A 25,974-nucleotide genomic window follows, 5' to 3' on the forward strand; every position below is an offset into this window, starting at 1 on the left:
TGGAAGGAGGTGCTGAAGTGGCTAGGATTACAGTTGTTGAAGACGATTTATTAATGAGAGAAGAACTAATGGATGTACTGCAAAAGGCTGGTTATGAAGTAATAGCAATTACAGACTTCCATGATATGGTTGATCAAATAGCTACTTTGACACCAGATTTAGTATTGTTAGACATTAATTTACCAGAACAATCAGGATTTGAAGTATGCAAAAATCTAAAATTAAAAGGGATTGGTCCAATATTGATTCTTACATCTAGAGATAAGTTACAAGATGAATTACATGGTCTTAATTTAGGTGCAGATGATTATCTCACAAAACCATGCAATCGAGATAGGTTCTTAGCGCGTATTCAGAACCTGCTAAGAAGATTTGAAGGACAACCAGAATTGATAGATGCTGGCAGTTTTTTGATAGATCCCAATACTTTTACTTTGTATAAGAGATCTCAATCCTTATTATTATCAGCTAATGAAGGAAGAATTTTACTGGCTTTAGCGCAGAATAGACCTGAAATTGTATCCAAATCAACATTGAGTGAACTTTTATGGGGAATGGACCAATATATAGACGAAAATGCACTCCAAGTGAATATCACTCGCTTACGAAAAACATTGCGTCAATTAGACTTAGATCATCAAATTGAAACAATAAGGGGTAAAGGGTATAGACTTAGGGGGTATATGAAGCCATGAAATGGATAAAGCAAATATATGATTGTTTGTATTCTTATAAACAATGGTTTCTTATGTTGATGGCTACCACTATCCTATTTAGTTTTTTAGCTTGGCTGGCTTATCCAGAAACCTTTAAGGTGTTAGTAGGATTAATGATTGTTTTTACTTTAGCGATGATATCGGTATCTGTATTTATTATAATTAGAAAGCAAAAAATAATAGAAGAAGCTTTTCAAGATTTTTTATTAGAAGCCAATGAGACGAATGAAGAAATATTATGCCGTGCATCTCCTAAGAGTCATTGGTCGTATATCCATAGGATGGGAAGCGTTATAAGAGCATATCAATCGGAACTTAATGATCAAGTCATTGAATTGGGCGATTATGAAAATTATATAGAGGGATGGGTTCATGAAATTAAAAAGCCTCTATCATTAATGACATTGGTATTGGATAATCGTACCGACGAAATGTCTCCCCTTGTTAGACAGCGTATGCTTCATATTAAAGAGCAAATGCTTGGAGACGTAGAGCAAATTTTGTATTTTGCAAGACTTGGGGCTATTCATAAAGATTATATTTTTGATTCTATAAACTTACTAGCATTTTGTAAACAAACAATTGAAGACTATCAAACATTACTAGATGAATCTAGCTTTCAAATACAATTCATAGGTGAAGAAATGGAAGTTTTTTCTGACCGCAAAGGATTAGCTTTTATATTAGGACAAATAATCACTAATAGTACGAAACACATTTCACAGAATGAGGATATTTCAATTTTGAAGTTTGAAACATTTTATGACAAAGTGAGAGATAAAGCTATATTAAATATTAGTGATAATGGACCTGGTGTATCTGAAGAAGATTTACCATTTATTTTTGATAAGGGATTTACTGGAATGAGAGGTGCTTATACCAGACAAGCAACAGGCATGGGACTTTTCTTAGTGAGCAAGATGGCTTATGATTTAGCAATTCAGTTGGATGTAAAATCAGAGTTCGGCTCGGGGTTGATTATATCGCTAATATTTCCAAATGTGAAACAATAATCTATCAATTCGCAAAGGGGTCAGACCCTACCCGAAACAGTAGCTATCGGATAAATAGAGATTTATATACAAAATGAATAGCTGTGAAAAAGTGGATTCTTGAGAATTCACTTTTTTCTTTGTTATGTGTAATATACATAGCTAGTGCATGTATTATTAAGTAGATAGAAGTTATCGAGGATAATTTATGGTAAAATATGGTTGAAGGAAATTGTAGTAAGGAGTACAATACTAATTACAATCATACTAAAATATATTAGCATCTTAGTAGATGCAGGAGAGGGGGAATATTAGAAATGTCAAATACTACACCAACTAAACAAACTGGAATGAAGAAAACTCTTTCTCTATGGAACTTTTTTACCATAGGATTTGGGGCTATTATTGGAACAGGATGGGTTTTATTGGTTGGAGACTGGATGATTATAGGAGGAGGGCCTTTAGCTGCAATAATTGCATTTGTTATAGGTTCAATATTTTTACTTCCTATAGGAGCAGTTTTTGGTGAATTGACAGCTGCTATTCCTGTTTCAGGTGGTATAGTGGAATATGTTTCACGTACTTTTGGAAACAAGGCATCATATTTTACTGGATGGTTTCTTGCTTTAGGAAATGGTATTCTTTGTCCTTGGGAAGCTATTGCTATTTCATCTTTAGCTGGAGAGTTTATTCCTGCACTTAAGGTCTTCCCGTTGTATGAAATTATGGGAGCTACAGTATATCTTCCTACTTTACTTATAGCAATTATATTTGCATTTTATGTTATTCGATTAAATTTTAAAGGTGCTTCTGCGGCTGCAAAGCTTCAAGGGTTTTTAACCAAGCTATTACTTGCAGGTATGGCAATTGCTATGGGGGTTTCTTTATTTAGAGGAGGTCCTAGCAACATGCAACCTATATATAAGGGAGCAGCTTCAGGTAAAAGTATATGGATGGGTATTCTTCCGGTTTTAGTTATGACACCATTTTTTTATGCAGGATTTGATACTATACCACAACAAGCTGAGGAAGCAGCAGAGGGATTGGATTGGAATAAATTTGGTAAAGTTATTAGTATGGCATTGCTTGCTGCTGGTGTATTTTATCTAATTTGTATATATTCCTTTGGTACAATAGTTCCTTGGGAACAATTTGTTACTTATAATATACCTGCTTTAACTATTTTATCAGTAATTGGTCTTAGAGTATTTTCAAAAGTAATGATGTTTATTGCTATTATGGGACCATTAGGCCCTATGAATTCTTTCTTTGGAGCTACTACTAGGATTTTACTAGCAATGGGACGTAAAGGACAGTTGCCGGAAAAGTTTGGACAATTAGATAAAAAGAACGGAACACCCAAAGCTGCTAATACTTTAATGGCAATGCTTACTATAATAGGTCCATTTTTAGGTAAGAATATGTTAGTACCATTAACTAATGTTAGTTCATTAGCATTTATATTTGCTTGTTTTATGGTTAGTGCTGCTTGTCTACGTATGAGAAGAACAGAACCTGATATTCCAAGACCTTATAAGGTTCCAGGAGGCAAAATTGGAATATCATTAGCCTGTGTTACATCGTTTATAATTATAGCGCTATTGGTTACTCCTGGTAGCCCTGCATCTTTAAATACTGTTGAATGGATTCTTGTAGTTGCTTGGTTTTTAATAGGGCTTACATTTATGCTATTTAGAAATAAGAAAGTAGAAAAGATAGAAAACAAAAGCAGTACCTTAAGTTAGTTATTAAAATAGCTTACAATATTTAAATTTAAATAATTTTAATGTTAGGGGGACATGTTATGAGTAAAATTGCTTTTATGGGTGGTTTATTAATTGATGGCACTGGTAAGGAACCAATAGAAAATTCACTATTGCTTGTGAATGATAAGAAAATTGAATATGCTGGTTCAATGATAGATGTAGGCGAAGATTATGAAAAAATTCATATTACAGGAAAAACAATTATGCCTGGCTTAATTGACAGCCATCTTCATTTTAGTGGAAATAGAACTGATGATGATTCTGACTGGATACTTGAACCTGTTATACAAAAGACAATTGTTGCTGTGGCACAAGCTCGTGAAGCATTAGAACATGGATTAACCTCTGTAGGCGAAATTTCACGTTCGGGTATATATATCCGTGACATGATTGAAGAGGGTGTTATTCCTGGACCTCGTGTAGTTACATCTGGACTTGGTTTCTGTAGAACGGCAGGACATGGTGACTCTCATAGATTACCATTAGATTATAATAATGCTTCCCATCCTTGGGCTGAACGTGTTGATGGTCCTTGGGATTTACGTAAAGCAGTAAGAAGAAGACTTCGTGAAAATCCAGATGCTATCAAAATATGGTCAACAGGAGGAGGGATATGGAGGCATGATGCAAAGGCTGACTCTCATTATTGCTTAGAGGAGATTCAAGCAGTTGTTGATGAGTGCAATATGGTAGGACTGCCTGTTTGGTCGCATGCTGAAGGTTATGGTGGTGCATTAGATTCCTGTAAAGCAGGAGTATCTGCAATAATTCATGGGCAAGAGCTAAATGAAGAATGTTTGGAAATAATGAAGGAAAAAGATATTACTTTCTGCCCAACTCTTCAGTTCTTTTATGAATGGTTTACAGTATATGAGCCACCATATAGGGCGATTCATGATCAGTATCCAGGTAATACAACTGCAGAAAAAGAGCTTAATCGTATAGTTAGCAACCTACAAAATGCAAATAAAAAGGGAATCAGAATTACCGTTGGATCAGATTCTTTCTGCAGTAGCTTAACCCCATACGGAAAATATGCGATTACTGAGATGTATACACTTAACAAATCAGGATTAACAGAAATGGAAACAATTTTAGCTGCTACTAAAAATGGTGCTGAAATGCTTAGAATAGATGATGTTACAGGTACTCTTGAAAAAGGTAAATTTGCTGATCTTCTTGTTATTGGTGGTAATCCATTAAAAGATATTCATAATATTGCTACTGAAAAAATGGAAGTTATTATGAAGGAAGGTAAGTTTGTTAAAAGAAAATAATAATGTAATAGCTAAAGAAAAGGTAAGGATTAATTTTAAAGTTAACAAGGATAAGTGAAAGATAAGAGCTTCAGGTGAAGAAATAATCATCTGAAGTTTTTTTCTTCGCTTATATTTTACTAACAAAAAATGTTCAAGTTTTTGCAAGAGGCCTGGCACCTAGACAGTATTATAAAGATGGGGTACAATCAATATGGCAATATGAAATAGGGGTGTGATATATTGATTAATGATATGGAATTATTAATACAGCAGCGACAGATGAAAACAAAGCAAAAACAAAAAAATCAAATTCCATACGCAATTAGCATTTTTATAGCTGCATTAGCTATCTGCATATTTCTTTGGAAATATAATCATAACTATGTTTGTTACTGGGTTATAGGTATTGGATTAGGTATTGTATTAAGATATTCTAGATTTTGCTTTTCAGCAGCACTTAGGGATTTTATTGTTTTGCGAAATACAAAGCTTTTAAAAGGTTTACTATTGGCTATGATGGTAAGCACTGTAGGTTTTGGGGTAATTCAATATACCTATCTTAGAAATAATCCCATAGATTATATACGTATTCCAGGCTCTATAACTTCAGTAGGTCCTCATATTGCAATAGGAGCATTTATATTTGGAATTGGGATGACTATTGCTGGAGGCTGTAGTTCAGCAGTTCTTGTGAGAATTGGAGAGGGACATGCCTTTCCATGGGTAGTTTCATTAGGATTTATAATAGGGAATCTTTTAGGGGCCAAGAATTATTCAGTTTGGTATGACAAAATTATTAGTAATTCAAAAGTAATTTACTTTCCAGAATATGTAGATTTTAAAATTGTAGTTATACTTCAATTAGTTGTTTTAATGATTTTATATAAGATAGCAAGTCGGTATGAAAATAAAAAATTTTAAAAAACATGAGGGAGGAGTATATATGGCAGTAAGAGAACTTGATTGCCTATATGAACCGTGTCCAATTCCGCTAATTAAGGCAGTTAAGGAATTAAAAACAATGCAATGTGGAGATATTTTAGTTTTGCGTTCAGATCAAAGTTGTATTGAAGTTATCGTAGAAGAATGGGGACAGCAAAATAATCACTTAGTAAGAGTAGTGGATTTAGAGGATGGAGAATGGGAAGTTTATATTCAAAAGCCATGATAATATAGGAGATGATTAAAAATATGATTGAATGGTTAAAAAAACCCTGGCCATACTGGGTTGGAGGTACATTATTAGGCATTTTCAATGTGATTTTATTGGCAATAAGTGGAATTCCATGGCATATAAACACTGGTTTTCTTACATGGGGTATAGGAATATTAGATCTCATTGGTATTAAGGCATATAAATGGGAGTTTTTTAAAATATTTGATTATACATATGAAGATATAATTTTAAATCATAATTTATTTATTAATAAGTATACTATTTTAAATATTGGTATAATTATAGGGGCTTTAATTGCAACATTGTTATCATCTCAATTTAAGTTAAAAAGGTTAAAGGGGAAAAAGCAGACTATTCTTGCACTTGTGGGTGGAATTATTATGGGCTATGGAGCTAGACTTACTTGTGGCTGCAATATTGGAAGTTTTTTCAGTGGAATACCATCCTTTTCTTTACATGCGTGGGTTTATTGGATTTTTGTTGTTTTAGGATCTATAGCAGGAACTAAAATTTTATCTAAATATTTAATTTAGGAGGAAGTTATATCCTCCTATTTTTTTAACAAAATGTTCTTTTATTAGAAGTTATAAAATCTACAAACATCTGCTCATATCTGTCAAATGCATAATTTTTTCTATAGGCAAGGTAGTAATTAAATTCTATTTTAATCTCATCCATGGTAATATGTTTAAGAAGACCTTTTTTTAATTCATTTTTAACTATTATTTTAGGTAAAAATGACACTCCTTTCCCGGCTAGTATAGAAGATTTAATAGCCTCTGGAGAATTTAGAGAATAAATAACATTTAAGTCTTCTAATAAAACACCTTTTTCTTGAAAAGCATTTTTTACTAAGTATCTTGCATTGGAGCTTTCCTCTCTCAATATAAGAGGCAATTTCTTTAATTCTTCTATAGTAATATGCTCTATGTCTTCATTATTATTTCCAACTAAAATCAACTCATCTGAAGTTATATATTCAATATCTAGGCTATTTTCTTTTGGATCATCTTGAATAATTCCTATGTTAATGGAATGGTCACATAATTTTTTTATAACTTCATATGAATTATTAACTTCCATATTTATATCTAATTCCTTATGGAGTTTTTTAAAGACAAATATAGTGCAAGGAAGAGCATACTCTCCTATGCTTTTACAGGAACCAATAAGTAACTTTGGCCTATCCTGTTGTAAATTTTTAAGATCCCTTTCTATATTGTCTTTAATAGATAATAGAGTATCGGCATAGTTAAATACAATCTTTCCTTCCTCTGTTAGTTTAACACCTTTGTTACTTCTTATTAAAAGACTTGTCCCAAGCTCTTTTTCTAAATTTTTAAGTTGCATACTAAGTCCAGGTTGAGTAAGGTGAAGATGAAAAGCAGCTTTTGATATACTATTATAATTTACGGTTGTATAAAATGACTGAAGATACTCAAGATTCACATTGTCACATCCTTAAACTTAAAATAATCCATATTCTTTAATAAACTATATTGTATCATTAGTTCTAATAAAAATGAATACAAGTAGCTATTTTTATTAGTAATTTTATAACTTAAGGATTTGTTATGCAGTGTAACATAATTATTTGTTATGTAGTATAACGAATAATTATAATAAAAACCTATATCGATATATTATAATTAATATGAAGATTGGGATAAAATTAACAATGTTATATTTGTTTTACTGTGAAAAGATTTAGTGAATTGATATTGTAGTTTTTGTAAGATTAAATTAAAATATGAAAACTTAATAAGAAAGGGGGAGTAATGGTGAAGAAAAAAACAATAGGTGAAAGGATGTTAACTGGTGTAACAGTAATTATTATTTTAGTAATATGGTTCATTACCACAAAATTAGGATTGGTTGATGAAAAACTAGTACCATCTCCTCAATTGGTATGGGATGCATTAGTTGATATTATGCAAAATGGATATAAAAACTATACACTGCTTGAGCATCTAGGGGCAAGTATGAATAGACTTATTAGTGCCTTTTTTTCTGCTGTGATAATTGCTATTCCCTTAGGACTTGCAAGTGGGTATAGTTCAAAGCTTAGAGCAATTTTTGAGCCTATTATAGAATTTTATAGACCGCTTCCACCATTAGCCTATTATACACTTTTAGTTCTATGGATGGGAATTGAAAATGAATCTAAGATTGCACTTCTATTTTTAGCTTGTTTTGCACCAATTTATATTTCATGTGTATCAGCGGTTATAAAAATAAAAGAGGATTACATAAATAGTGCTTATACAGTAGGTGCAAATAAAATGCAAATATTTATGCATGTAATATTTCCGGCATGTTTACCTGATATTTTTACAGGATTAAGAACAGCTTTAGGTGTTGCTTACACTACTTTGGTATCTGCTGAAATGGTTGCGGCAAACTCTGGTATAGGTTGGATGGTATTGGATTCAAGCCGTTATCTGAGAAGCGATATTATATTTTTGGGAATTATTATAATGGGGATTACAGGTATTTTATTAGACAAAAGTATACAGTTTATTGAAAATAAAATTGTTCCTTGGAAAGGAAAAGAATGAAAATATAATTCAGGAGTGATAAAAATGAATTTTAAAAAGATCTTAGCTAATGTGGCAATGGTAGTTATAACGGCAACATTATTTGCAGGATGTGCAGCATCAGAAAAGCCTGTAGACAGTGCAAAAAATGATGGAACTTCATCAAACTTACCTAAGGTAGTAAAGATAGGTACGCAGCAAATGCCTAATGATGAAAAAATCGCCATAGCAAAAGACTTCTTTGAAGAAGAGCTTGGAGTTAAGGTTAAGGTTATTGAATTTCAAGCAGGGGATATAAGAAACGCTCTTGTTTCAAAAGATATTGACTTTGCCTTACTTGGTTCAGCTTCCGCAACACAGGGTATTGCAAGTGGCATTGACATAGAAACAATTTGGATACATGAAGTTCTTGGAGATGCAGAACAATTAGTTGTTAAAAAGAATTCAAATATTAATTCTATAAAGGATCTTAAAGGGAAAAAAATTGGAACACCATATACTACAACAACACATTATAGCTTATTAAAGGCTTTAGAGTTAAATGGTATGTCTGAAAAAGATATAACACTACTTGATATGCAAATGCCTGATATATATGCAGCATGGCAAAGAGGCGATATTGATGCAGCTTACGCATGGGAGCCAACACTTTCTAGTCTTTTAAAAGATGGGAAAAGTTTAATTTCAAGTAAAGACATGGCGGAAAAAGGCGTTATTACATCTAATGTAGAAGTGGTTAGAAGAGAGTTTGCTGAAAAATATCCAGATCTTGTAACAAAGTATATAAAGGCTGTAAATAAAGCTGTGAAGCTATATAATGAAAATCAAGAAGATGTTATTAAAATACTTTCAGATTCTTTAGAAATTACACCAGAAGAAGCATTAAAGCAAACAAAAGGTTCTATTTGGCTTACTGCTGAACAGCAATTAGATCCTGCTTATTTTGGGACAAGCGATAAAAAGGGTAACTTAGTAAAATCATTAAAAGATACAGCTGATTTCCTATACAAACAAAAGAATCTTAAAACAGAACCTCAGCTGGATACTTTTGAAAAAGCGGTAAACCCATCATTTATAGAAAATGCTTTAAAATAATTTATAGATGAGTTTAACAAAGCTTAAAGCAATGTGATAGAAATGGAGAGTTTTGCATGGGTGAAATAGCAAAAGATAAAACAGACTATGTGGTAACAATAAGAGATATAGACTTAAGATATAGTGGTGAAAAAGGTGATGTTACTGCTCTTCAAGATATAAATTTAAATATTAAAGAAGGGGAATTTATATGTGTACTTGGGCCATCTGGCTGCGGTAAAAGTACCTTATTAAAGATTATTGCAGGTTTTCTTCAGCCATCAGAGGGAGAGGCTAGAATGGATAACAGCCCTATTAGTGGACCGGATTGGCATAGAGGAGTTGTTTTTCAAAGCCCTACCTTATATCCATGGCTGAATGTTTATGATAATGTTGCTTTTGGCTTAAAGATGAGGAAATTTTCAAAAGGGGAAATTAAAGAATTAACCAATAAATATCTAGAGCTTGTTGGTTTAAAGGGATTTGAAAAACATAAGCCCTATGAACTTTCTGGAGGTATGAAACAAAGAGCTTCTCTTGCAAGGGTTTTAGTAAATGAACCTAGAATGATTTTAATGGATGAACCCTTTGGAGCATTAGACGCTTTAACAAGGCAAAATATGCAAAACTTAACAAGAACTGTTTGGACTAAGACAAAGAATACTGTTTTCCTCATTACCCATGATGTTGATGAAGCTTTAGCGCTTGCAACAAGGGTTATTGTAATGTCAAACAGACCAGGTAGAATAATTAAGGAATTTAATACAGACTTTACATATGATATTTCAGGGGAAAATTATGAAGAGACAAGATATACACCTGAATATATGAATGTTAGAGAAGAAATCTTAAAAATTATTAATAGTCAAAGTTGATAAATAAGATTTCCCTAAAAATATACAAAGTATTTATGAAGTAACATATTAGGATTGATAAAAATTCTACTATATGTTGCTTTATTTTTTGGATTAAAAATACTTTTATTACCAATTGACCGGTGGTATACATAGGTTGAAAATATGCATTGAAAGAATGGCTTTTACTGCTTTATTGCTTGATTTAAAAAATATTCTTGAACATTAACCTATAAACATGTCTTATGTTGTATAACACTTATTTATTATGAAAATGTATAAATCCGTATTATAATTAGCATAGAGATTGAGATAAATTTAACGAGTTACATAAAAGCTGAGTTATAAATAAAAATTAAACTATGGAGGGGTAAAAATGAGTAAAAAGTATTTAATAGTAGGTGGAGTTGCAGGTGGTGCATCTACAGCAGCAAGATTAAGAAGATTAGGGGAAGAAGATCAAATAATAATGTTCGAAAGAGATCCCCACGTATCCTTTTCAAACTGTTGTCTACCATATCATTTAAGTGGAACAGTAGAGAAGGCAGAAAGTCTAGTACTTATGCACCCAGATAAGTTTTTAGCACAATACAATATAGATGCTAGAGTTCATAATGAGGTTATAGCTATAGATAGAGCAAAAAAAGAAGTGACAGTTAAAAATACATTAACTGGAGAAGAGTACACTGAAAGCTATGACAAATTAATATTATCTCCAGGTGCAAATGCTATAGTTCCTCCTATAAAAGGAATTGAAGATGTAAAATTATTTACAGTAAGAAATGTTGTAGATATAGACAAGCTAAACAAATCTGTAAAAGCAATGGGAATAAGCAATATTTCAGTAATTGGAGGAGGATTTATAGGAGTTGAAGTTGCTGAGAATTTAAGAGAAGCAGGACATAATGTAACTCTAATTGAAGCGCTTCCTCATATTATGAAACCTTTTGACTATGATATGGCTCAGATTCTTCACAAAGAAATGCATGATAAGGGTGTAAATCTAATTGTTGGAGATAAAGTAAGTGCCTTTGAAAAAGATATTGTTGTTTTAGAATCTGGTAAGAAAATAGAAGCAGGGGCAGTAGTTATGGCTATTGGTGTAACTCCAGAAACTTCACTAGCAGCTAAAGCTGGTCTTGAACTTGGAGAAACTGGAGCTATAAAGGTAGATCAAAATTATATAACTAGCGACAAGGATATATATGCAGTTGGAGATGCTATTGAAGTATACCATGCTTTAACTGGAAAGATAACTAGATTACCATTAGCTGGACCTGCTCAAAAACAAGCAAGACAAGTTGCTGACCATATTCATGGAAGAATTATAAGAAATACAGGCTTTATAGGATCATCAGTAGTAAAATGTTTTGATTATAATGCAGCTTCAGTAGGTTTAAATGAAGAAATGATAGAATCACTTAAATTAGATATTAATTATGAAGTAGCTAAAGTAATTCCAGGAGATAAGGTTGGCCTAATGCCAGGATGTGAACCACTTCACTTTAAGCTGATTTTCGAAGTAACAACAGGAAAAGTATTAGGTGCTCAAGCAATTGGTAGAGGAAGTGTAGATAAGAGAGTAGATATAATTGCTACAGCTATTAAATTTGGAGCAACAGTGGACGATTTAAGAGATTTAGAATTATGCTATGCTCCACCATTTGGAACTGCTAAGGACGTAGTTAATTTCTCAGGGTATGTTGCTACTAACCTATTACATGGTGAATTCAAACAAGTAAGAGAAAAGGATATAAGAGGCTTAGTTGAAAAAGGAGCTTGCATAATAGATGTAAGAGAAAAAGATGAGTATGAATTAAGTCATATAATTGGAGCTAAAAACATACCACTTAGTGAAATAAGACAAAGAATAAATGAAATACCTAAAGATGAACCAGTATATCTACACTGCAGAAGTGCTCAAAGAAGCTATAATGCATTAATGGCACTTAAACACTTAGGATACGAAAATGTTTATAATGTTTCTGGTGGATTTATGGGAATATCCTTCTATGAGTATTTCAATGATGAGACAAAAGGAAGAGAAAAAATAGTTACAGATTATAATTTCCTATAGGATAAACTTAAGTGCAAGTCTAATTACAGTTTAACTAACAGGGTTAGGCTTGCACAAAAAATTAAAAATTAGAAATAAGGAAGTGGAAGGAATATGAGTAACCCAACAGAAATAGTAACTAAATCAAGTCCTGCCAAGGGAAGGGCTACAAAGGCAACTATAAATAAGACACAGGCATTTGTTGGATTTGCAATTTTAATAGCTATGCTTGCTTTTGCTGCATTGCAATCTGAAAAGAATCCAAAATTAGGATTGTTTTTAATAACTGGACTAGCAATTGGATATTTAATGCAAAGATCAAGATTTGGATTTGCAGGGGGGATAAGAAGGCTATATGTAACTGGAGAATCAAGCTTAACAAAAGCATTACTGTTTTTGCTTACCATCTCATTAATAATGACAGCAGCATACCACTATGGTTCATACCTTAATGGTGCTCAGGTTGCCTATAAAGCTGCAGAGGGAGCTAAGATAATAGCAGGAACTCAAAATGTTGAACCCATTAGTCTTTTAGCTATATTAGGTGGAATAGTATTTGGTATAGGTATGATGCTAGGTGGAGGATGTGCTTCTGGAACGCTTACAGACGTAGGTGAAGGTGAAGGAAGAGCATTAATAGTTTTATTCTTTTTTGTAACAGGATCAGTATGGGGAGCACATGATTTGGCTTGGTGGAAAAGTACTTTCCTTAATTCATGGAATACAAGGGTTTATTTACCAGAGGTTTTTGGTTATATGGGAGCTATAATAATTTCATTATTAGGATTTTTAGGAATTTATATTTTTGCAAAATGGTATGAAAATAAGAGAAAAAGAGAAAATACGCTTATTCCATTAGAATACGCAGAGTGGGAAAAAGAATTAGAAGAACCAGCTACATACAAGTTTTTTAGCAAAGAAACTTATCACAAGTTCTTTGTAAAAAGATGGTCTTTTTATACTGGAGCAGTACTTTTATCAGTTATGTTTATGGTAGTATTACTTTCATCAGGTAAGAGCTGGGGAGTAACTTCTACTTTTGTACACTGGGGAGCTTGGATATATGAATCAGTAGGATTAATTGATGTTTCAAAATGGTCTTATTTTGCAAAAGATATGAAGACTATAAACGCAGGGTTTATGAACGATCCAGGTTCAATGAGAAACTTAGGAATAATTGTAGGTGCTTTAATATCTCCATTATTAGCAGGACACTTCTCATTTAAGAGAGGCTTTAAATTTAAAGATATTATTTTCTATGCAATAGGTGGAATACTTATGGGATACGGTGCAAGGCTTTCAACTGGATGTAATATAGGGGCGTTGTATTCAGCAATATGTAATTTATCCTTATCAGGATGGACATTTATGATAGCTTTAACTATTGGAGGAATAATTGGAGTGGACTTAGTTAAAAAGTTTAATATTTCAATGTAATTTTATATTGAAATTATATAGTAGATTTTTATGATAGGAATAACAAAGCTAAGTAAAGACAAAGCTTCAGGTGAAAAAATAATTCATCTGAAGCTTTTATTTTTATATATTTTTCATCAGATAACATCATTAGATAAAGAAAGAATTAAATTCATAAGTTTTTATCCGATGACTATCCGCTCTAATACTCCCATCGCACTCTGTGAAAGCGATTCACGTAAAATCAAAGATTTTGGTTCTCTGCTTTTCTTCAAAGTGGGAGCTAAGAGCGGCTACGTCCCTGGATAACGATTTCCCCTAAAGGATAACGACTTCTAAGGAGTAAAACTCCTAAGAATTCTGTTAATAAGAATCAGGTGGAGTAAAAACTCCATCTGATTCAAGAACTCTGTTTACGCAGATAAGGGAAAATAAATGTGATTATGGGTAACAGGTAGCATAATACTGCATAAGGCGCATATGCTGCAGTTGGAATCCCAGTTGTTATAAAAATAAATAACGAATTTACATTCCATGGAATAAGAGGAGCAATAACCATTCCAGTATCTGTTATAGTTCTAGCTAAAGTGGTATTTTCAATTTCTAATTCGCTATACTTGTCCTTTAAAAGTTTTCCAGGCAGTATTATACTAACACTTTGGTCACTGATAGCTGTTAATACACTACTTATAAATCCCGTCTTTAAAATAAGTTCTTCCTTTGACTTAATTTTTAGTGTTATTCTTTTAATTATAGGTATTATAAGTCCTGTTTCTTGAAACAGACTACTTAGACTGATTGCACCTGCTATTATAAGCAATACGGATATCATAGATATCATACCACCACTAACTAGCACTGTGTTTAAGTCAACAGAATTGGTGTTTACCCTGTAACCAGTAAATATGGCAATAATAATATCATTAAAGTTTGCTTTCTGTAAACCAATTGAAATAATTATTCCAGAAATTAAGGCTATAGATACTGATTTTACCATATTCATTCCTAAAAATGACATAATTATAATGCTTAAAGGTAAAAGTAATAATAATGGTGAGACAACAAAGTTTTCATTAATAGCTGAGGCAAGGTTATCTATATTAGAATTTACAAGAACTATACTATATTTTTTTCCTATAAAATAATATAGTAATCCTGATACAAAATAAGCTGGAAGTAAAGTCTTTAGTATGGGTATGAAAGCTTCTTTGTAACTTATTTTTACAGTTTCAAGTGTGAGATTAAAAAGAATTGATATTGGCGAAATTTTATCTGCGATAAAGGCTCCTGAAACTATAGCCCCTAAAAGAATATGGTTGGGAATTCCAAATATTTTTGACAATCCGAGTAATGCAATTCCTATACTACTAATAGTTCCAAATGCTGTGCCCATAAATACTGAAACTATGGATGTAAGAACAAAAGCGGCAAATAGAAAATTCGTTCCCTGCATATATTTAAGTCCATAGTATAACATAGTTGGTACAACTCCTGAAGCCATCCATATAGAAATCATAGCACCAATTAAGGCCATTAAAATGAACAGTGATTTATACTCACAAAAACCTTTTTTTATCATGTTAAAAAGTTCAGTTATGGAAAAACCACTTTTTATAAATAAGAATGAAGCAACAATTATACTTGAAAGGAAACTGTAAAATAGAAATATTCCCGATATAACACAGGTGATAATTGAAATAAGTGTAAATATTAAAATAATATAAGTATATTTTTCAGAAATTTTATTTTCTCTCATATACCCTCCCATATTTTATTAAATTAAATTTTAAACACTTTAGTCATTTAATAAACCATTCCAATATATTTCCCAAGAGATTTGAAATTTTTGATTAAATCTTTCAATGCCACCATATATTAATGCTACTAATAGACCATCTAATAAGGTCATAAAAGAAAGAGTAGCTCTTTTGGCCTTATCTGAAAGAACTTTTGTATTTAAAAATAATTCATTTAGTAAGTTTTCAAGTTCTAAAAAATATAACTTAAAATTCTTAAGAACTTTTTCTTTCAAATGGAATGGGGGCATATAACACATACGTAACACAAATTTCATATTGTATTCCTCATTGTTTACATATCGTTCTTTGAATTCTAAAATAAAATCTTCTAAATAACTCTTTAAGTTAGGTTTGTAATGAGTAAAAAAATGGTGTAAGAAATTCATTTCTTCATTAATAACCTCATCCATGACTGTAAGAAACAATTCATCTTTATTTTTGAAATGAGAATAAATTGATTGTTTTTTAATTCCAACTTCTTCAGCAATATCAAAAAGTGAAGTACCGTCATACCCTTTCTCGGTGAAATTTAATAATGCAGCTTTTTTTATTTGTGTAATAGTCATCCAACCATCTCCTTACGACCGTTCGTAAGTTTATTGTATAATGACTGTTTTATAAAGTCAAGCTTTGGTTAATTTGTAAAAATGTTGTATAAACATAGATCGTTTTACTATTATTGTTACATTAATGGAATCATTGTATAATATTGTACAAAGGTATATACTTTCAATTATGTAATTTACTGAATAAGGAGATTTATGGATAATAAAAATATTTTAAATAATAAAAACACGTATAACAAAGAGAGAAAATCTATTAGTAATAAACAAAATTTATGGGGAATTCTACGAATTATAACTCCCTTACTTTTGACTATGATATACTTCACAGGTTTTCTAATAGTTTTAGAATTACCACCTAGTATGACAAAATATATACATTTAGATAAACTGGGGGAAGCAGGGGTTATTCTGAGGGTAACTTACTGGAGTAATCTGATTATGTTAATATGGTTAACCCTTGGTACAGGCATATTTTGCATACTATTAGTTATGCATTGTTTAAAAGAAAATAAAAGAAAAGATAAATTAGACCCATTTAAAATACTACGTAGAAAAATTATTTTATGTGTAATCCTGGGTAGTTTTACGATATTTATTTCTTTTGCGTATTTGAAATATGAGAAAGTGCTAGATATAGTAAAAAGATATGATTCTGATATTATTTTGTTAGAGGGTGGAAAAACAGAAATACATGAGGGTATGATAGAAGAAGGAGTAGAACAAGAGATAGAAGGGGGATATTATGAAGAAAAACCTACACCATTAAAAATACTTAATAGTTATGAATTCACTACAAATGAAGAGGGTAGAGAGTTTTTATGTCCTAAGACTTTACTAAGGAATATAGAGTTTGAAGAGAATAAATACTATAGAATACATTATCTTCCCCATAGTAGAATTGTAGTTTCTATTGAAGGTATAAATGAAATGTAATTTAATACATAAAGTAAATATTTGGAAATAAATACTATTGATTTTGTGTCTTTCTTACTCAACACATCAAAAAGACGCTTTTGTCCTGTGGGGAAACACAAAAGGCCACCATTTTTGCAGTCAAAACTGATGACCTTTAATCTTTCCTCACACTTCGGACCAATTTACCATGAAATAAATTATTTTGTTTACCGTGACGAGCATATCATTATATTCACTTCCACCTTGCCAATTCGGGGATTGTCTATGTGGTATTGTGTGGCCCGACGTGTTTTCGGCTTCGCTTGATGCGATCACGGTGGTGTTATTCACCAGCTAAGGAAATCAGAAAATCCATCACATCATCAGAAACTTCATAATAGTAGGTCAAATATTCGGAGGGAACTGGAAAATTCTTTACAGTATCAGGCGACACCTGCATCATAATCATATGCGTATCTTTGTAAACCGTAATATCGAATATTTTTTCCAGTGACCCGTTGTTATACATTGCTGCAGGCGTTTTATAGGATGTGATAATGTATTGTGGTTCATATTCTTTCAATTTTTCTTGTATTTCTTCCTGCTGGTCTGTGTATTCCATAGGATCAATACACAACTTATTGAACTGAAACAATGTTTCTTCATTCTCAATGGTGTTAATCAATGTTTTATCTGCCGCATATACCTCTAGTCGCGCAAGCCGTTGTAAATCTTCGGTGGTATATTCTTTATTGTTTGTGGAGGTTCCAGTGGTATATTCTTTATTGGAACACCCACTCAAAATCCCAATCAATAATGATAAAACCACAAGCATAATTATCCTTTTATTCCTTTTATTCATTTTGGATTCCTACCTTCCATCAATAATTTGCAAACAGTTACCAGTAAAGCACAGAACAATGCTATAATTGGCATAACTGGGCTCCAAGCGTTTGCGACAATACCTATTACCACAGCAATGGCGGTTACAGGCAATGCAACATAAACCCAAGCAAACCTACCTCTACTGTTTTTCTTTGCTATATACTCTGCGTTCCGAGCAATCATGTTTTCCGCCTTCATAAACAAACCAGCCAAAATGAAAAGTGCTATCCATAACGCATTGATAACCCATGACAAAGCGATACCAATATTACTGCCAAAAAAGTTCATTGTTACCAACGTAATTACTGGACCGAGAACCAAGAGGATAACACCTGCGATAATCATTACAACATATCGCTTACGGTTTTTTTCATATTCCATCCGAAAATCTTTGATGATTGCATCATCAAAGAGTAGTTGTTTTGTTGCAATCTCTTTGTAACGTTTGGGCTGAAATATATGCCATACCAATACAGCAATACCTAAAACCATAGTAATCCAATATGGTAATAGTGCGATTTCTTTATCAGGAATAACACTGATGAATAGATTAGATAGAATAATCAGACTAACGCCTATTGCAATCCGCTTTGCTCCCTGTCGCTTATAGGATAGAAAGCCATTTATCATTTCACGGCTAACATAATGTCCTATATCCTGTTGGCTTTCATCAGTAGAACCCTCTTTTAACAGGTAGTCTAAGGTAACACCGAATATAGTGCTAATCTGCAATAGCTTATCTGTTTCCGGCATCCCTTTATCACTTTCCCATTTGCTGACAGCTTGTCGTGAAACATCTAAGTGTTGAGCAAATTCCTCTTGAGAATACCCATGCTCTTTTCTAAGAGATTTTAACTTTTGACCAAATGTCAATAACCTCACCCCTTTCTGTCTCTCATTATAAATAACATATCGGAAGTATACAACCAACTTGGCGTTTCTTCGTGTCAACCTGAAGTTGCATTATAAAAATATAAAAGAAATGACTATCTTAAACAATGAAATGGATGAAAAGCACATGTATTTTTTATTAATTTATAGGATTAAATACATGTGCTTTATTTTAATATTTACTATATATATTTTTCTATATTCTATCTATACTTGTATTTTTAAAATACAATTTATTCATATCTAAAGTATTGCTAGTCCTTGCGCACCAACCTTTGGTAATCTTGTATCTTGAAATATCTGTAATAGAACTAAATGTCCATTTTTCTCAATTTCAAACACACTTATTGAACCTTCACCACCATTTAAAACGTAGAAGTTTTGGCCACATCTGTCTATTCCACTATCAATTGGAGAACCTGTTCTATTAGGGGTACTTGGTATACTCTCAACAAGAGTCAAAGTTCCTCCTAGATTAATACGATAGAAGCTTATTGTGCCGCTACCAGCGTTAGAGGTATAAGCAAAATTCTCCTTAGGATTAACTGAAACCCAACAAGTTGCTGATTGATTATTCACGACAGAACCACTAATAACATTAAGTTTACCATTGTTCATAACATCATAGGATGATAAGGCGTTTGTAGTAACCTCACTAACTACCAAAAGATTATTAGTGAGATAGGCTGAGCCAAAAGGACCCATACCATTAGAAGGATTTACAATAGGATCGCTTAGACTTCCATCTCGGTTTATTTTGTAAACACTGAGGTTATTAGTTACATTTTCGCTTACAACAAGGTTATTACTACAAGGACTTGAAACAATACATCTTGATTGAGCATTGTTTGAACTTAATGGTTTTTGAGAACCTCTTATCATATTAAGGCGTCCATCCAATCCAATATAAAAACCGGTAACATTGGCAGGGGATTGCGGTGGGTTACCGGAATTAGTTACATAAAGATTGTGGTTGAATACAGTTAAACTGTTAGGGAAAATACCACCAGAGGGTACTATATCAACAAGAACAAGCTCTCCTTGGCACAAACGAAAACTACTTATATTGTTACTGCCAGCGTTAACAACAAAGAGAAATCTACCATCATGTGATATGGCAATGGAGCCTTGAGATCCTAGTGGATCTGCTTGTTGTACGCCTGTCCCATTTCCTCCTGTTCTATAAACTTTTGGACAAGATAGAGTTCCTGTACCATGGCGCATAAAAGCAACGATACTGTTATTAAATTCATTAGTCATAGAAAATACCATGCTAGTGGAATTGTTTATATTATAAGGCATTTTTATCAATCTCCTTTAAAATTAAGTTATTACTATTCAACTTAATTTATAATATGTGTCCTTATTTTTTATGATACTCTATTGACATAACACTACTTTGGATTTGCTTCAAAGGCTAATGGCAAGCTGGTATACGCCTTGAAGATTATAAACCATTATTTATAGATAAAATACTTAGAAAGAAAGAGAAAAATGGCTCATGGGCTCCTCAATCCGGCAAATTGATGCGTGAACTTTTGAATGATATGAAAGTTCTTGCCCCCATTTTCTATGATTTGCGGAAATAAAATAAATATCTGAATCTTCCTAGTCAATTAGTATATAATACTAAAAATGAAGAATTAATAATAAAATTAGTGAAGCATGTAGGTATAAGAAGGAGTGTATAATATGTTTCATTAGACCGTTTATTTTGTTTTATGGCTACTGGATTTTAATAGAATATGTTAACAAGAAAAGATGCTGATCTTTGAAAGACAGAGCATCTTTTTTGCTTTTAATTTCAATTTGTTGATGAGGATGGTATCTGGGGAATGGGTAATTTCGAGAATAATGCTAAAAAGCGTACAGTGTGTATTCTGTAGAATAACACTGCAAGGAGATGTGTTGCCTTCTATCAGAGGGTTTGCCAACGATTTGAAGGTCAGTGTATTAACGATCAGAAGGGTATATGAGGAATATTTTATACGAGAATGTGGAAGCATGATTATATTTCTGCCCCAGAATCTGCTAAGAAATGGGGAGTTTGCGAGTGACAATTACAAAAACTTTGTGTGGAAAATTGCATACGAGCATGATACACTTTAGCTGTATGTGGTTAATTCCCAAAGATGTGGAAAAACCTAAAGATGGACGATATAAAGACAACCAGCCAAAGGAGGATGATAGAGATGAAACAAATATTGATAGTTGAAGATGATCTGTCCTTAGCGAACGGCATAGCGCTCGCCTTAAAAAACAGTGAATTTATATTTGTACAGGTGCAGAATCTGCGTTCCGCACGGCTGGAGACTGAAAACACGGTCTTTGACCTCATCATTCTAGACATCAATCTACCTGACGGAAACGGGCTGGATTTCTTGAAAGAACTACGCAGGCACTCCGTTGTTCCGGTAATCATCCTCACCGCCAATGATCTGGAAACAGATGTGGTCACAGGTCTTGAACTGGGGGCGGACGATTATATCACCAAGCCATTCAGCCTGATGATCCTGCGTGCAAGAGTGGGCGCTCGACTCCGAGGCGCTGCTTCCGTTCCTACCGATCCGATACAGATTGATGGTTTTCGGTTCTGCTTTGCAAAAATAGAGTTTCTCAAAAACAGCGTTCCCATTGATCTGAGCAAAACCGAACAAAAGCTGCTTCGTATTTTGCTTGAAAATAGAGGTCATACTCTGACAAGAGCGCAACTGGTGGATGCCATCTGGACGGACGGTGCCGTATATGTGGACGAAAACGCCCTCTCAGTTACAGTTAAGCGTTTGCGTGATAAATTGGAGGACATCCCCTCCTCGCCAGTATATATTAAAACAGTGTACGGCATTGGCTACACCTGGGCGGTGATGTAATGGACAAGTGGATTTTAATAATCGGGATTGCCGTAGTTATCACAATGGCCGCCGTAATTCCTGTCATCCTTCTATATCGCAGAAGAATGCGGCGGCTCATGGATTCCTTGAACGCCATGCTGGACAGTGCCATAGACGGCGGTTTTACCGAGAATACCTTTGACGAGTCCGCTCTGTCTGCTGTGGAAGCGAAAATGGCCCGGTTTTTATCCTCCTGTGCGGTGTCCTCCAAAAACCTGACTGTAGAAAAGGAAAATATCCAGCGCCTGATCTCGGACATCTCCCATCAAACTAAGACGCCCGTCGCAAATCTTTTGCTATACTCACAAATTCTTTCGGAGCATGAACTGAGGTCAGACAGTGCCGTATGTGTAAAAGCGCTGTCTGCCCAGGCTGAAAAACTGGATTTCCTTATGGTAACTCTTGTGAAAGCCTCCCGTCTGGAAAGCGGGATTATTGCAATCAATCCGCAAAGGGGCACCAGGCAAATGTTGCTTGATGCTGTTATTACCCAAATCCGTCCCAAAGCGGAAGAAAAAGAGATTACCATTGAAACTGAATTGGTGGATGGCATAGCCTATTACGATCCTAAATGGACAATTGAAGCGGTGTATAATGTCCTCGATAACGCAGTGAAATATTCCCCTCGACAAAGCACCGTCAAAATCCGTGCCATATCCTATGATCTGTTTTTCCGGATTGATGTCACCGATCAAGGTATCGGCATTGCGGAGGATGAGCGGGGAAAAATATTCACCCGTTTTTACCGTTCTGCCAAGGTCAGTCAACATGAAGGTGTAGGGCTAGGCTTATTTCTGGCGCGGGAGATTATCTCAGACGGAGGTGGGTATATCAAGGTTTCTGGAACAACGGGACGAGGCTCCACCTTTTCCATTTTCCTTCCCACTGAGAAAAGATAAATCTTTCAAAACTGATAGATTTCAGAAAGAATGTGGAAAGAATGTTTTGTTATTCTGTCTGTATCGCAAAAAAATGTGATACGGATTTTTTTATGGAGGACGCTATGATGACTATATTAAAAACAATAAACCTAAAGAAATATTACGGCAGCGGTGAAACGACTGTCCATGCGCTGGACGGCGTAAATCTTTCAGTAGAAAACGGGGAATTTGTCGCAGTGATCGGCACGTCGGGCAGTGGAAAATCTACTCTCCTTCACATGCTCGGAGGTCTTGACCGTCCCACCAGCGGAAGTGTGATGGTAGACGGTAAGGAAATTTTCAAGCTGAAAGAGAAAGAACTGACAATTTTCCGCCGACGAAAAATTGGTTTTGTGTTCCAGAACTTTAATCTTGTGCCAGTGCTGAATATATATGAGAACATTATCCTGCCCATCCAGTTAGATGGTAACAAGCCGGATAAAAGCTATATAAAGCAAATCATACAAACACTGGGACTTGAAAGTAAATTGCAAAATCTGCCAAACCAACTTTCCGGTGGACAGCAGCAACGGGTTGCCATCGCAAGGGCATTGGCCACGAAACCTGCTATCGTACTCGCCGATGAGCCCACCGGCAATCTGGATAGCAAGACCAGTCAGGATGTGATCGGGCTTTTGAAGGTGACCGCGAGGAAATTCAATCAGACCATTGTCATGATTACCCATAATGAAGAACTCGCACAGCTTGCAGACCGTATTATCCGTATCGAGGATGGAAAAATATCAGGTGGTGATGCGATATGATTCGAGTGAGAAACAGAAAAATAATCCGCAAATTGGCAGTCAGAAGCTTTCATGCTGCCAGAACACGCAACATCATCGCTGTAATCGCAATTGCCCTAACTGCGCTTTTATTCACCAGCCTGTTTACCATGGGGTCCGGTATGGTGAAAAGTATGCAGCGCGCCAATATGATTCTGTCCGGAGGTGAAGGACACGCACTTATTAATTATATGACCGAATCAGAATATAGCACCATAAGCAGTCATCCTTTGATAACTGAAATCGCCTATTGTCGTAAACTTGCCGACAGCGTGGATAATGACTCCCTTATCAAGCGGCATACAGAATTTTGGTATTATGATGATCTTGGTTTGAAATATGCGTTTATTGAGCCGACGAGTGGGCATAAGCCGCAGGCAGAAAACGAGATAATCACCGATACGACGACACTAGAGATGCTTGGTGTTCCACAAAAACTGGGCGCTCATATAAAATTAGACTTCACCGTCCACAATAAAAAAGTTACACGTGATTTCGTGCTTGCCGGTTGGTGGAAGAGTTACCCTGGTGTGCAGACTGGCACGATTCTTGCCTCTGAGGCTTATGTGAAAGCTCATTTGGATGAATTGAAAAGCACCTACCGCCAGGACCGGGCAGAAACCGGAACCATCTCCGGAATTATAAAATTTGCAGGTACACAAAACATTGAAAAAGATCTGGAGAAGGTAGTGGCAGACAGCGGATTTTCCATGGATACGAACGCACCCAACTATATAAATACAGGAATTAATCCTCTGTATTTGTCGAAGCAGACAACAATAGGAGCTGGAACGGTCGTCGCACTTTCCTGTGCCTTGCTGTTATTTGTATTCACAGGCTATCTGATTATCTATAATATTTTTCAGATTTCCGTTTTGCGCGATATGCACTTTTATGGACTGCTGAAAACCATCGGCACTACAGGACGGCAACTTTACGACATCATTGGCCGACAGGCGTGGATGCTTTCGTTGATCGGCATTCCATTGGGGCTTTGTGGCGGCTTTTTTGTGGGTAAGGCGCTGCTACCGACGCTGCTGGCGCGATCCAGCTTCCAGGGGAACGCGGCAATTGTATCACCTAATCCTCTTATCTTTGTAGTGGCCGCTACATTCACACTAATTACCGTATTTATCAGCACCCAAAAGCCAGCAAAAATGGCGGCAAAAGTATCCCCAATCGAAGCCGTTCGCTATACGGATGCCGATTTAATCAGTGGTAAGAAAAGAAAGAAAAAGACAAAGAATGGAACCCCTCAAAAAAGGATGGCATGGGCTAATCTTGGGCGAAATAAGAAGCGTACTGTTCTGGTGATTATAAGTCTTTCGCTTAGCATCGTTCTAACCAATACGGTTTTCAATTTCTCGCAGAGCGTGGATGCGGAGAATGCTCTTAGAAATGCCAGTGTTTCTGATTTTAGTATCGGTCAGGCCAACCTATTTTTTCAGTACCAAGTCAATGCAGAAAGTGCGCTTAGCGAAAGTTTTATCAGCGTTGTAGAAAAACAGGATGGATTTAAAACAGGTGGTCGCCAATACGGCCATAAAGCCACATACACAAGCAAAACCACCAGGCAGACCTCCAATCAGCAGCAGGACGGTTCATTTTCCACACATATATATGGTATGGATGAATTTCCATTTTCGCGTCTGAAATTAGTGGATGGTGAAATAGATACAGAGAAACTTGCAACAGGGAAGTACATCCTAGAGGGTGTCTGGGTAGATTCCCGCGGTAATATGGATATGGACAGTATGAATCATAGTATTGGAGATAAAGTCGAATTGAATTATAACGGTAATATTCATGAAGTAACTGTACTTGGCCATGTCATCGCAAACGAGGCAAATACTTATGACTGGGTCGACTCCTGCTTCTTTCTTCCGGGGGATGTTTATAAAGAATTTACCGGCAATACCTATGCCATGAGCTATGTATTTGATGTTACGCAAGATAAAGAAACTGACATGGAGCACTTTCTAAAACAGTATACAAACAGTGTTGAGCCAACAATGAGTTATAAATCCAAACTTACTACCTTAGCAGGTGTTACGGATATTAAGAATACCATCGTATCGATTGGCGGCACCATTGCATTCATTATTGGAATCATTGGTATTTTGAATTTTATCAATACCATTTTAACCAGTATACTGATTCGCCGCAGAGAACTGGCCATACTTCAAAGTATCGGCATGACTAGAAAGCAGCTTGTCGTAATGCTATGCCTGGAGGGATGCTATTATGCCACATTTACTGCGGTAATTTCCGTCTTGTTAAGCCTTGGAAGTTCACTATTTATCGTGCGCCCACTATGTGATCAAATTTGGTTTTTAAACTTCAAATTTAATTTCTGGCCACTGGTAATCATCTTCCCGCTATTATTTGTGCTAGGTTTTTTGGTTCCATATGTTGCCTATCACTTTACAGGTAGACAAAGTGTTGTAGAGCGTCTAAGGATTGATTGGTTATAAAATGGGTGGAACTTAATATTGGTTA

The 25,974-nt window shown here is 34.6% G+C and carries 25 protein-coding genes; 19 read left to right on the forward strand and 6 right to left on the reverse strand.

All coding sequences use genetic code 11. The features are described from left to right. Positions 1 to 17: 17 nt before the first annotated feature. From RYO54_RS02770 to RYO54_RS02800, 7 genes are all read left to right on the forward strand, one after another. A complete protein-coding gene (locus RYO54_RS02770) occupies positions 18 to 695 on the forward strand; it encodes a response regulator transcription factor (RefSeq protein WP_315115415.1) in 678 nt (225 codons plus the stop codon). Further along, positions 692 to 1,729, forward strand: coding sequence for a sensor histidine kinase (locus RYO54_RS02775; RefSeq protein WP_315115418.1), 1,038 nt, complete (start codon positions 692 to 694; stop codon positions 1,727 to 1,729). Before RYO54_RS02770 ends, RYO54_RS02775 begins: the two co-directional genes overlap by 4 nt. 296 nt (positions 1,730 to 2,025) lie before the next feature. Continuing rightward, a complete protein-coding gene (locus RYO54_RS02780; protein WP_315115421.1) occupies positions 2,026 to 3,453 on the forward strand; it encodes an APC family permease in 1,428 nt (475 codons plus the stop codon). Between the two features lie 59 nt (positions 3,454 to 3,512). Next, positions 3,513 to 4,751, forward strand: a complete 1,239-nt coding sequence (locus tag RYO54_RS02785) for an amidohydrolase family protein (RefSeq protein ID WP_315115423.1) — start codon at positions 3,513 to 3,515, stop codon at positions 4,749 to 4,751. 222 nt (positions 4,752 to 4,973) lie between these two features. Then, positions 4,974 to 5,654 carry a YeeE/YedE thiosulfate transporter family protein gene (locus tag RYO54_RS02790; protein ID WP_315115426.1) on the forward strand — a complete coding sequence of 227 codons (681 nt, stop codon included), beginning with the start codon at positions 4,974 to 4,976 and terminating at the stop codon, positions 5,652 to 5,654. 22 nt (positions 5,655 to 5,676) lie between these two features. Beyond that, positions 5,677 to 5,901, forward strand: coding sequence for a sulfurtransferase TusA family protein (locus tag RYO54_RS02795; RefSeq protein ID WP_216438610.1), 225 nt, complete (start codon positions 5,677 to 5,679; stop codon positions 5,899 to 5,901). Positions 5,902 to 5,915: 14 nt separating this feature from the next. Then, on the forward strand, positions 5,916 to 6,443 hold the full coding sequence (locus tag RYO54_RS02800; RefSeq protein ID WP_315115808.1) for a YeeE/YedE thiosulfate transporter family protein: 528 nt from the start codon (positions 5,916 to 5,918) through the stop codon (positions 6,441 to 6,443). A gap of 25 nt (positions 6,444 to 6,468) precedes the next feature. On the opposite strand, the gene RYO54_RS02805 is transcribed toward RYO54_RS02800, so the two are convergent. Next, positions 6,469 to 7,359, reverse strand: coding sequence for a LysR family transcriptional regulator (locus RYO54_RS02805; protein ID WP_315115432.1), 891 nt, complete (start codon positions 7,357 to 7,359; stop codon positions 6,469 to 6,471). A 329-nt stretch (positions 7,360 to 7,688) separates the two neighbouring features. Between RYO54_RS02805 and RYO54_RS02810 the strand changes: the two genes are divergently transcribed. From RYO54_RS02810 to RYO54_RS02835, 6 genes are all read left to right on the forward strand, one after another. Then, the gene (locus RYO54_RS02810; RefSeq protein WP_315115434.1) at positions 7,689 to 8,468 is read left to right on the forward strand and encodes an ABC transporter permease subunit; all 780 of its coding nucleotides are present in this window, start codon (positions 7,689 to 7,691) and stop codon (positions 8,466 to 8,468) included. Positions 8,469 to 8,492: 24 nt separating this feature from the next. After that, positions 8,493 to 9,542, forward strand: coding sequence for an aliphatic sulfonate ABC transporter substrate-binding protein (locus RYO54_RS02815; protein ID WP_315115436.1), 1,050 nt, complete (start codon positions 8,493 to 8,495; stop codon positions 9,540 to 9,542). A gap of 56 nt (positions 9,543 to 9,598) precedes the next feature. Further along, a complete protein-coding gene (locus tag RYO54_RS02820; protein WP_315115439.1) occupies positions 9,599 to 10,396 on the forward strand; it encodes an ABC transporter ATP-binding protein in 798 nt (265 codons plus the stop codon). Positions 10,397 to 10,751: 355 nt separating this feature from the next. Continuing rightward, the gene (locus RYO54_RS02825; RefSeq protein ID WP_315115442.1) at positions 10,752 to 12,452 is read left to right on the forward strand and encodes an FAD-dependent oxidoreductase; all 1,701 of its coding nucleotides are present in this window, start codon (positions 10,752 to 10,754) and stop codon (positions 12,450 to 12,452) included. Positions 12,453 to 12,611: 159 nt separating this feature from the next. Then, positions 12,612 to 13,868, forward strand: coding sequence for a YeeE/YedE family protein (locus RYO54_RS02830; RefSeq protein ID WP_315115810.1), 1,257 nt, complete (start codon positions 12,612 to 12,614; stop codon positions 13,866 to 13,868). Positions 13,869 to 13,898: 30 nt separating this feature from the next. After that, positions 13,899 to 14,156 carry a hypothetical protein gene (locus RYO54_RS02835; protein WP_315115444.1) on the forward strand — a complete coding sequence of 86 codons (258 nt, stop codon included), beginning with the start codon at positions 13,899 to 13,901 and terminating at the stop codon, positions 14,154 to 14,156. A gap of 91 nt (positions 14,157 to 14,247) precedes the next feature. On the opposite strand, the gene RYO54_RS02840 is transcribed toward RYO54_RS02835, so the two are convergent. Beyond that, the gene (locus RYO54_RS02840) at positions 14,248 to 15,603 is read right to left on the reverse strand and encodes a Na+/H+ antiporter NhaC family protein (RefSeq protein ID WP_315115446.1); all 1,356 of its coding nucleotides are present in this window, start codon (positions 15,601 to 15,603) and stop codon (positions 14,248 to 14,250) included. A 39-nt stretch (positions 15,604 to 15,642) separates the two neighbouring features. Then, a complete protein-coding gene (locus tag RYO54_RS02845; RefSeq protein ID WP_315115448.1) occupies positions 15,643 to 16,212 on the reverse strand; it encodes a TetR/AcrR family transcriptional regulator in 570 nt (189 codons plus the stop codon). A gap of 438 nt (positions 16,213 to 16,650) precedes the next feature. Between RYO54_RS02845 and RYO54_RS02850 the strand changes: the two genes are divergently transcribed. Beyond that, on the forward strand, positions 16,651 to 17,145 hold the full coding sequence (locus tag RYO54_RS02850) for a hypothetical protein (RefSeq protein WP_315115450.1): 495 nt from the start codon (positions 16,651 to 16,653) through the stop codon (positions 17,143 to 17,145). 304 nt (positions 17,146 to 17,449) lie between these two features. On the opposite strand, the gene RYO54_RS02855 is transcribed toward RYO54_RS02850, so the two are convergent. From RYO54_RS02855 to RYO54_RS02865, 3 genes are all read right to left on the reverse strand, one after another. Next, positions 17,450 to 17,908 carry a hypothetical protein gene (locus RYO54_RS02855; protein WP_315115453.1) on the reverse strand — a complete coding sequence of 153 codons (459 nt, stop codon included), beginning with the start codon at positions 17,906 to 17,908 and terminating at the stop codon, positions 17,450 to 17,452. A 56-nt stretch (positions 17,909 to 17,964) separates the two neighbouring features. Continuing rightward, entirely contained in the window at positions 17,965 to 18,864 is a 900-nt protein-coding gene (locus RYO54_RS02860; protein WP_315115455.1) for a helix-turn-helix transcriptional regulator, read from the reverse strand. A 261-nt stretch (positions 18,865 to 19,125) separates the two neighbouring features. Then, a complete protein-coding gene (locus RYO54_RS02865; RefSeq protein ID WP_315115457.1) occupies positions 19,126 to 20,184 on the reverse strand; it encodes a beta-propeller fold lactonase family protein in 1,059 nt (352 codons plus the stop codon). Between the two features lie 751 nt (positions 20,185 to 20,935). Between RYO54_RS02865 and RYO54_RS02875 the strand changes: the two genes are divergently transcribed. The 5 genes from RYO54_RS02875 (at position 20,936) to RYO54_RS02895 (ending at position 25,949) form a co-directional block, all read left to right on the forward strand. Beyond that, positions 20,936 to 21,097, forward strand: coding sequence for a hypothetical protein (locus RYO54_RS02875; RefSeq protein WP_315115820.1), 162 nt, complete (start codon positions 20,936 to 20,938; stop codon positions 21,095 to 21,097). After that, on the forward strand, positions 21,075 to 21,752 hold the full coding sequence (locus tag RYO54_RS02880; RefSeq protein ID WP_399548953.1) for a response regulator transcription factor: 678 nt from the start codon (positions 21,075 to 21,077) through the stop codon (positions 21,750 to 21,752). The genes RYO54_RS02875 and RYO54_RS02880 overlap by 23 nt, the downstream gene beginning before the upstream one ends. After that, positions 21,752 to 22,672: a HAMP domain-containing sensor histidine kinase gene (locus RYO54_RS02885; RefSeq protein ID WP_315115462.1), complete on the forward strand. Its 921-nt coding sequence runs from the start codon at positions 21,752 to 21,754 to the stop codon at positions 22,670 to 22,672. The genes RYO54_RS02880 and RYO54_RS02885 overlap by 1 nt, the downstream gene beginning before the upstream one ends. Before the next feature lie 107 nt (positions 22,673 to 22,779). Then, positions 22,780 to 23,457 (forward strand): ABC transporter ATP-binding protein, encoded by a 678-nt coding sequence (locus tag RYO54_RS02890; protein WP_315115464.1) that lies wholly within the window; start codon positions 22,780 to 22,782, stop codon positions 23,455 to 23,457. Then, positions 23,454 to 25,949 (forward strand): ABC transporter permease, encoded by a 2,496-nt coding sequence (locus RYO54_RS02895; RefSeq protein WP_315115466.1) that lies wholly within the window; start codon positions 23,454 to 23,456, stop codon positions 25,947 to 25,949. Before RYO54_RS02890 ends, RYO54_RS02895 begins: the two co-directional genes overlap by 4 nt. The last annotated feature ends 25 nt before the right edge of the window (positions 25,950 to 25,974 follow it).

The organism is uncultured Clostridium sp., from assembly GCF_963515715.1.
Taxonomy (GTDB): Bacteria; Bacillota; Clostridia; order Clostridiales; family Clostridiaceae; genus Clostridium_AW.

Coding starts and splice junctions, on each gene's coding strand:
- RYO54_RS02835 (WP_315115444.1), top strand. CDS start 13,899: ATGATAGGAATAACAAAGCTAAGTAAAGACAAAGCTTCAGGTGAAAAA.
- RYO54_RS02775 (WP_315115418.1), top strand. CDS start 692: ATGAAATGGATAAAGCAAATATATGATTGTTTGTATTCTTATAAACAA.
- RYO54_RS02845 (WP_315115448.1), bottom strand. CDS start 16,212: ATGACTATTACACAAATAAAAAAAGCTGCATTATTAAATTTCACCGAG.
- RYO54_RS02885 (WP_315115462.1), top strand. CDS start 21,752: ATGGACAAGTGGATTTTAATAATCGGGATTGCCGTAGTTATCACAATG.
- RYO54_RS02780 (WP_315115421.1), top strand. CDS start 2,026: ATGTCAAATACTACACCAACTAAACAAACTGGAATGAAGAAAACTCTT.
- RYO54_RS02825 (WP_315115442.1), top strand. CDS start 10,752: ATGAGTAAAAAGTATTTAATAGTAGGTGGAGTTGCAGGTGGTGCATCT.
- RYO54_RS02865 (WP_315115457.1), bottom strand. CDS start 20,184: ATGCCTTATAATATAAACAATTCCACTAGCATGGTATTTTCTATGACT.
- RYO54_RS02795 (WP_216438610.1), top strand. CDS start 5,677: ATGGCAGTAAGAGAACTTGATTGCCTATATGAACCGTGTCCAATTCCG.
- RYO54_RS02895 (WP_315115466.1), top strand. CDS start 23,454: ATGATTCGAGTGAGAAACAGAAAAATAATCCGCAAATTGGCAGTCAGA.
- RYO54_RS02880 (WP_399548953.1), top strand. CDS start 21,075: ATGAAACAAATATTGATAGTTGAAGATGATCTGTCCTTAGCGAACGGC.
- RYO54_RS02850 (WP_315115450.1), top strand. CDS start 16,651: ATGTTAATATGGTTAACCCTTGGTACAGGCATATTTTGCATACTATTA.
- RYO54_RS02785 (WP_315115423.1), top strand. CDS start 3,513: ATGAGTAAAATTGCTTTTATGGGTGGTTTATTAATTGATGGCACTGGT.
- RYO54_RS02890 (WP_315115464.1), top strand. CDS start 22,780: ATGACTATATTAAAAACAATAAACCTAAAGAAATATTACGGCAGCGGT.
- RYO54_RS02810 (WP_315115434.1), top strand. CDS start 7,689: ATGGTGAAGAAAAAAACAATAGGTGAAAGGATGTTAACTGGTGTAACA.
- RYO54_RS02815 (WP_315115436.1), top strand. CDS start 8,493: ATGAATTTTAAAAAGATCTTAGCTAATGTGGCAATGGTAGTTATAACG.
- RYO54_RS02840 (WP_315115446.1), bottom strand. CDS start 15,603: ATGAGAGAAAATAAAATTTCTGAAAAATATACTTATATTATTTTAATA.
- RYO54_RS02820 (WP_315115439.1), top strand. CDS start 9,599: ATGGGTGAAATAGCAAAAGATAAAACAGACTATGTGGTAACAATAAGA.